Source organism: Pseudomonas sp. CG7 (genome assembly GCF_023701885.1).
In the GTDB taxonomy this organism is placed as follows: domain Bacteria; phylum Pseudomonadota; class Gammaproteobacteria; order Pseudomonadales; family Pseudomonadaceae; genus Aquipseudomonas; species Aquipseudomonas zanjanensis.
The window spans coordinates 25,187-31,875 of the sequence record NZ_JABAEE010000074.1; the positions used below are offsets into that span (position 1 = coordinate 25,187).

Genomic DNA, 6,689 nt, shown 5'->3' on the forward strand with positions numbered 1-6,689 from the left:
CTCTGGTTAACTATAGGAAGGAATGGTTGGGGTGGGTTGCACGATCCGGGCTGATTCTTGCCTGATTTTGCAAACCAACCCGGGATATCAGTCTCCAAGCGTAGTAGAACCCTCTGGCTAGATGCTCTGCGCAAAGCCATGGAGTTCTGCAAACCACACCACGGCCAACGTCAGCAGCAGGAGAACGACCAAGACCGGCGCAAACGCCACGACGCCCAAGTGATCGAGCAGCAGACCACCGACGATCCCGCCGCCGGCAATGGCGAGGTTCCAGGCCGTGACCAGCATGGACTGGGCAAGATCCGCCGCGTCTCCGGCCGTCTTGGCGATAGCCGTCTGGAACAGTGTCCCGGCCCCTCCGAAAGCGATTCCCCAAGCCGCTACCGCGATATAAACCACAGCAGGCGTGTCGCTCATGGCGCCAAGTGCCAATGCCGCGAGGGCGAACAGCACCGTGCCGGCCAGCGTCAACGCCCGCAGGTGGCGATCGATCAGCACGCCGACGACCCAGATCCCCAGCAACGACGCGACACCGAAGACCAGCAGGACGAGATCTATCCGCTCGCCCAGGCCCGCCGCCGTCAAAAACGGGGCGATATAGGTGAAGAGAAGGTTGTGCGCCAGGACAAACGCCAGCACCACGAACAACACCGAGCGAGCGCCCGGAAGGGTGAAGACCTGACCCAAGGCAAGGCGCTTATGGGTGGCTTGCCCAGGGTAGTCGGGCACCTTGAGACGGACCCAGACCATCAAGGCGACGGCGAACACGCTCATGATGGCGAAGCTCATCCGCCAACCGATCAGGTTGCCGAGCAGCGTGCCGGCGGGCACGCCCAGGGATAACGCCAAGGGCGCGCCCACCATGGCGATTGCAATGGCTCGGCCTCTCTGGTGCTCGGGCACCATGCGCGCGGCGTAGCCGGCCAGCAAGGCCCACAGCAACCCGGCCGATACGCCACCCAGCAAGCGCGCGACCATCGTCAAACCATAGTGGGTGGAAAGGGTCGTGCCCGTGTTGGCAACGGCGAAACCGGCAATGGCCAGCAACAACAGCGACCTGCGCCGCATGCCTTGAGTCGCGGCGGTCAGCGGTATGGCTGCCAGCAAGGAACCTATGGCGTAGACCGTGACCAACTGGCCGGCTAGGGATTCGGAGATCGCCAGCCCTTCGCTGATCTGTGAGAGCAGGCCGGCGGGCAAGGCTTCGGTGAGTATCGGCACGAAGGCGGCGAGCGCGAGGGCAAACAGTGAACCGATGGGGAGCGGTGCGGTGTCTTGAGCAACCTCTGCATCGATATGGGTATTGGCAATCGTCATGGGGCACCTGCCTGAAGCGCTGATAAGTGTCGAACACGGTAAGTGCGCCTCTTTTGCAAGACAAGAATGCTAGAGTGCTGAACACATCGGAAAAAATGTCCGCAATGGAGGCTGGCTTGGAATCACTGAGCGGGATTGATTTTTTTGTGCGTGCGGCCGAAACCCGCAGTTTTTCAGAAGCGGGCAGGGCGCTGGGCATTTCGTCTTCGGCGGTGGGCAAGAGCGTGGCGCGGCTGGAGGAACGGCTGGGGGTACGCTTGTTTCATCGCAGCACGCGCAGTATCACGCTGACGGCGGAAGGTGCGCTGTTCCTCGAACGTTGCCGGCGCATTCTCTGCGAAGTCGAAGCGGCCGAACAGGAGTTGTCGCAAACCCGCGAAGCACCCCGGGGCAAGCTGCGCGTGAGCTTGCCGCTGGTTGCGGATCTGGTCATGCCGACGCTGATTGCCTTCATGCGTCGCTACCCCAGTATCGAACTGGATCTGGATTTTTCCGACAGGCTGGTGGACATCATCGAGGAAGGTTTCGATGCGGTCATTCGGACCGGAGAACCGAACGACTCTCGGCTGATGTCTCGCCCGTTGGGTACGTTCACCCTGGTTGTGGTCGGGTCGCCCCGGTACTTCGCCGAACACGGCACCCCCCAGGTGCCGGCGGATCTGCTGCGTCATGCCTGCCTGCTGTATAAATTCCCCAGCACTGGCAGGATGCAGGTCTGGCCGGTAAACGGGGATGGGGCGCCGGATCTCAATTTGCCGGCGACCCTGGTCTGCAACACCACCGAGGCGTTGCTGCATGTCGTGCACGATGCGTTGGGGATTGCTTGCGTGCCGGACTTCACCGTGCGTGAAGCCATCGCCAGCGGTGAGCTGGTCACCGTCCTGGATGACTTCAACCGGTATCAGAACACCTTCCGCATGCTCTGGCCTTCCAGCAAACATTTGGCACCGAAACTGCGGGTATTCATTGACTTCATGAGCAGTGAATTATTCAAGTGACGCTTGGGCGCTTTTGTGGCGAGGGAGCTTGCTCCCGCTTGAGCGCGCAGCGTTGATCGCTTTTTTGGGGCCGCTGCGCGCCCCAGCGGGAGCAAGCTCCCTCGCCACAGGACCGTGCCGTTCTCGAAGCCCTCGTGGCCCTGTAGCTGAACCACCGCCATCGCGAGCAGGCGCAACATTCAGGTCTATCCCAGCCCCTTGTGGGAGCGAGCTTGCTCGCGAAGAGGGCAGCCAATCCAACACTCATTTAGCTGGACCACCGCCATCGCGAGCAAGCTCGCTCCCACAGGGGAATCAAGGCGCCTTGTTCTCGACCAGGCAGTTCCCACCATCCACCACGATGACTTCGCCAGTGAGGTAGCTGGCCTCTGCCGACGCAAGGAAAGCCACCAATGCCGCCACCTCCTCGGGACGTCCGGCCCGGCCCATCGGCGTGTAACCGGCTGCCTTGGCTTCCTCGTCGGTGGTCGAGCCCGTGGTGATCCAGCCGGGCGCGACGCTGTTGACAGTGATCCCTTGCTGGGCGACTTCCAGCGCCAGGCTCATGCTCATGCCAACCATTGCCGCTTTCGCGGCGCTGTAAGCCGCTTCACCGGGGTTGCTGCAGCGGGTGCCGGTCGTGGAACTGATGTTGACAATCCGCCCGTAACGACGCGCACGCATGCCGGGCAGGACCGCCCGCGTAAGCAGAAAGGCCGTGGTGAGGTTTCGCGCCAGTGTCAGGTTCCAGGCGTGCAGGTCCATGGTCGCCAGGTCGGAAAAGAACTCCGGACTGCCTTGCATGGCCATGCCCGCGTTGGTCCCCAGAATATCGACCTGCCCCCAGACGGACTCCGCCCCCGCCATAACCTCATGGACCTGGTCTTCATCGGTAAGATCGAGCGCCCGTCCTTCGACATCGAACCCTTCGGCACGCAACTCTGCGACGCGTTCGAGGATGCGTGCACTGCTGGCGGTGATGATCAGTCTGGCACCGGCGGCACCCAACCTGCGGGCGATTGCCATGCCGATTCCGACCTCACTGCCAACCCCACTGATGAGTGCCACGGGGTTCTTTCCGATGACGTGCGGCATGGTGCCTCCAAAGGGTGTAAATGATTGTCGGGGGGCGCAGCGCTATACAAACACCCTGATCATCGCCCGAATGCCGCAGTCATCCCCAACAAGCGCTTTTGCCGCCAGGCCGGTGCGCTGGTGGGGAAAAGCGCTTCGGTGGGACGAAAGCGGGCGCGGCCGCAGGCGGCGGCGATGCGCTGGCTTTGCTGGCCGTGGACCAGGGCTTGCTGGAAACTGTGTTCGCCATGGGCCAGCCCCAGCATATAACGAGTACCCACCTGGAAATCGCCACCATTGGCTTGCCACCAGCTTTCGATTAGCTGCGGGTCGGGCCAGGGCAGGTTTTCATCGGGGTCCATGGTCACATTGGGATCTTCGGGATTGTCGTTCGGGCCTGCATCGAAATCCGGCAGGGCTTGCAGTTCCAGGTCGAGTAGCGCCAGGTCCGCGCCAGTGATCAAGCTGAAGGCTTCGCCGGCGACGCGGGCATGGGGCAAGTCGCTCATCTGCTGGATCAACCAGGGGACGCAGACCGGATCACCCAGCAGCCCAAGGGCCTGGATGCCGATGCGCCGATCCCTGGGATCCTGTACCCATTGGCGTATCCAGGCGATGCTGGGCTCGCGCTCCTGCCAGGCCAGCAACACGCAAAGCGCGCGGTATTGAAATTCGCCCGGTCGTTCGGCAAATGTGCGCAGAGGTTCCAAGGCCTGCTGATCACCCATTTGGGCGGTGGCCCAATTGGCCCAGAAGCGCGTGGCGGCGTCTTCATGCTGACGGTGGGCACGAATCGCCGACAGCAGGTCACGACGACGTAGCTCGCCAGCGGTGCGGGCGGCACGTGCCTGCACGCTTGGGTCGGCGTCGGACAGTCCGGCCAGTAGGGCAGGGCCTGGGTCGTGGCGATGCATGCCGCAGGCCGCAAGGCCGAGGCGACGGAACAGGGGCTCGGGGGAGGCGAGCATGCGCTCGATCCAGGGCGATACCCGGTCCCAGTCGAGCCAACCCAGGGCCATCAGGTAACCGCGCTCGGTTTCCAAGGCGCTGCGCAAATGCGCGCTGAGCCGCGACAGCGCTTTGCCATTGGCCGTCTCGAAAGCCAGCACCACGCCGGCGAACATTTCGCCGACAGCGTGCGGGCCGAGCTGGGCCAGTAGCGTTTCCAGGCCGCCAGGGGCGGCGATTCGCAAGCCGTCGAGGTGAGCGTCGAGGCGGTTATCGAGGTTGTCTAGGTGGGCGATGTCGTAATGCGGTGCGCGCAGGGCATAGTCGCGCAGGATGGCGAGGAAGCTGGCTTCTTCGGCGTGTTGGTCCAAAACAATGGAAGTGACTGGCATGTTGAATGTTCTGCCTCCAGCGGTTCTTCGACAGGAACCTTCGAATGACTGGCCAGACGTTGGGCTCCCAATTGCTACGTGCCCTTGGCACGCGTCACTTCATGATCGTTTGCCATTGATCATCGCGGATCAACCCAATCGTCCTGTCCGCAAAGGACCATACCCCTTCGTTGCTGCTTCGAAGCACTGTGAACTGGAGGTCTGCTTCCTCTATATCCAAGGCAATCAACGTCTGTCCGACGACTTTGTCCACACCGGCCAAATGCGCTGCATATATTTCATCGTGATAGGCCGCGACTCCCCAGTAGCTTCTGCTCGTGTCAATCGGCTGAATAATGGACCATTGATCTGCAACCCCGATCAGTACAGTTCCGTTCTTGCCTACGATGACATAGTGACCGTTGTCCAGCCGGCAGATACTGGTAAGACTTGCGTTGGTGGGTAGATCAATGACCGACCAGTTCTTACCGTCGAAATGCGCAGCGTAACCATCGGAAGTTACAGCGACAAAGTCGCTGCGACCGCTTCCAGCGATATCTTCAATTGTCACTTCCTGATGGCCAACGCTTAACTTCGGCAGCGTCTCGAACGTATCGCCGGACAAGCGATAGACCTGGCCGACCGATCCTGCGCAGATCACCTCATCACCCAGGATACGAATTCTGCGCAGTGGCCCAATGTCACTGACGGCAGCGTTTGCGTAGGCCTTTCGTGAGGCTTTGAGTTCCTCTTTTGTTGTTGGCGATTTCCAGTCGAAACGCACGACTGAGCCATTCTCTCCCAAGACGTAAGCAGAGCCGTCAATAGCGGCATCAACCGAGAGAATAGCTTCTGCAGACAATCCGAACTCAAGCCAGACATCCTGCTTTCTAACGCCGATCCTGTTCTTTGGGTTGTCATAATCGCCGCCAACGGTACAGGCCGCGATGATGATGCCCGCGACCGGACTAACACCCTCTTGAATAAAGGCCCCTTCAATAAACTCCGCATCTGATATTCCGTTCATCTTCACTCGATCCCCGTGTTTGTTAATCGTCCAAGACTATGGCGGCTGGCGGTTGTTTCGCTCTGGGCAGCGGATCGTTGGGTTTCACCGTCAATTCCATCTTCTGGTGGCCATCCTCCAACTGCTTTTGCAGGCACTCCTTGTCACATCCTTTGGCTCCGGGTGGAACATTGACTTTGCCAACCGCCGACTTCGCGCCTACCTCGCAACCGACGGCCAGGGTATAGGCCTTGCCTCGGTTGGCAGGATTAGCGAGCCAAGCATTTCTTTCTACGGTGTAATTGCACCCTACCTGCCCATGCTCGGTACGTAATGAATGGCTATGGCCCTCCACACAGAGACAGGGGGCCTTGTCCGATTCATAGTTCGTCGTTGCGTCGGTGGAGCTTCGGTTGACATGTGCGACGAATTCCTTGGATGGAAGCAGGTGGTGGCCTGTCATCGGTTTGCCATCCGCGCCGTTGCAACAACGGTTCGGGGTTTTCGGCATAACCAGGCATTTACGGCTGCTACAACACTTGGCGCTTTTGTCTTCGGCACCCGAGCATTGGGTCTTGATATCCTTTGCCATGGGTTGGCAAGGGTGACCAGCGGTATCCATCGCAATTGCATCTTGATAAGGCCAAGGGCCGGTGTTGCTTGTCGATCCGTGGTTATGGGTGGTCAGGTCCATATTTCGCACGACGTTTTCAGCTTCAAACTTCACATTCATCGACCAGGCTGTGAAATAGACTTTCCCTTTGATCTTGCCGGTGATGATCCCCTTTTTAGGCGCGTTTCCAGCCTCATCGCCATAACTGGTCTTGAAATAACTCTTATCCTTGAGCATGGCCTCCTTGCCACTGATCTTCACCGTTCGCGTGCCCCGGGTGGTGTCCTTGGCCAAGCCGGTATTGGGATAGGGCTGTCTCTACTACACATCTCCGAGCCCACGCGACAGGCAGAAATAGCGTATGGGGGCTGGTGGGTGAAACA

The 6,689-nt window shown here is 60.2% G+C and carries 6 protein-coding genes; 1 reads left to right on the top strand and 5 read right to left on the bottom strand.

The genetic code is table 11. The features are described 5' to 3' along the window. Nucleotides 1-117: 117 nt before the first annotated feature. Nucleotides 118-1,317: an MFS transporter gene (locus HGO40_RS24285; protein ID WP_250965083.1), complete on the bottom strand. Its 1,200-nt coding sequence runs from the start codon at nucleotides 1,315-1,317 to the stop codon at nucleotides 118-120. 116 nt (nucleotides 1,318-1,433) lie between these two features. Here HGO40_RS24285 and HGO40_RS24290 point away from each other — a divergent pair, with 116 nt between their 5' ends. Beyond that, complete coding sequence (locus HGO40_RS24290; protein ID WP_250965084.1) at nucleotides 1,434-2,315, top strand: LysR family transcriptional regulator; 882 nt, start codon at nucleotides 1,434-1,436, stop codon at nucleotides 2,313-2,315. Between the two features lie 294 nt (nucleotides 2,316-2,609). On the opposite strand, the gene HGO40_RS24295 is transcribed toward HGO40_RS24290, so the two are convergent. The 4 genes from HGO40_RS24295 to HGO40_RS30680 form a co-directional block, all read right to left on the bottom strand. Continuing rightward, nucleotides 2,610-3,389, bottom strand: a complete 780-nt coding sequence (locus HGO40_RS24295; protein WP_250965085.1) for an SDR family NAD(P)-dependent oxidoreductase — start codon at nucleotides 3,387-3,389, stop codon at nucleotides 2,610-2,612. Nucleotides 3,390-3,448: 59 nt separating this feature from the next. Beyond that, nucleotides 3,449-4,708: a TIGR02270 family protein gene (locus tag HGO40_RS24300; protein WP_250965086.1), complete on the bottom strand. Its 1,260-nt coding sequence runs from the start codon at nucleotides 4,706-4,708 to the stop codon at nucleotides 3,449-3,451. Between the two features lie 94 nt (nucleotides 4,709-4,802). Next, nucleotides 4,803-5,714 carry a beta propeller repeat protein gene (locus HGO40_RS24305; protein ID WP_250965087.1) on the bottom strand — a complete coding sequence of 304 codons (912 nt, stop codon included), beginning with the start codon at nucleotides 5,712-5,714 and terminating at the stop codon, nucleotides 4,803-4,805. Between the two features lie 22 nt (nucleotides 5,715-5,736). Further along, nucleotides 5,737-6,567, bottom strand: a complete 831-nt coding sequence (locus HGO40_RS30680) for a PAAR-like domain-containing protein (RefSeq protein ID WP_250965088.1) — start codon at nucleotides 6,565-6,567, stop codon at nucleotides 5,737-5,739. Nucleotides 6,568-6,689 lie beyond the last annotated feature (122 nt).

What these genes read in the sequence shown, in the direction of transcription:
- HGO40_RS24285 (WP_250965083.1), bottom strand. Translation starts at nt 1,317, where the DNA reads ATGACGATTGCCAATACCCATATCGATGCAGAGGTTGCTCAAGACACC.
- HGO40_RS24295 (WP_250965085.1), bottom strand. Translation starts at nt 3,389, where the DNA reads ATGCCGCACGTCATCGGAAAGAACCCCGTGGCACTCATCAGTGGGGTT.
- HGO40_RS24300 (WP_250965086.1), bottom strand. Translation starts at nt 4,708, where the DNA reads ATGCCAGTCACTTCCATTGTTTTGGACCAACACGCCGAAGAAGCCAGC.
- HGO40_RS24305 (WP_250965087.1), bottom strand. Translation starts at nt 5,714, where the DNA reads ATGAACGGAATATCAGATGCGGAGTTTATTGAAGGGGCCTTTATTCAA.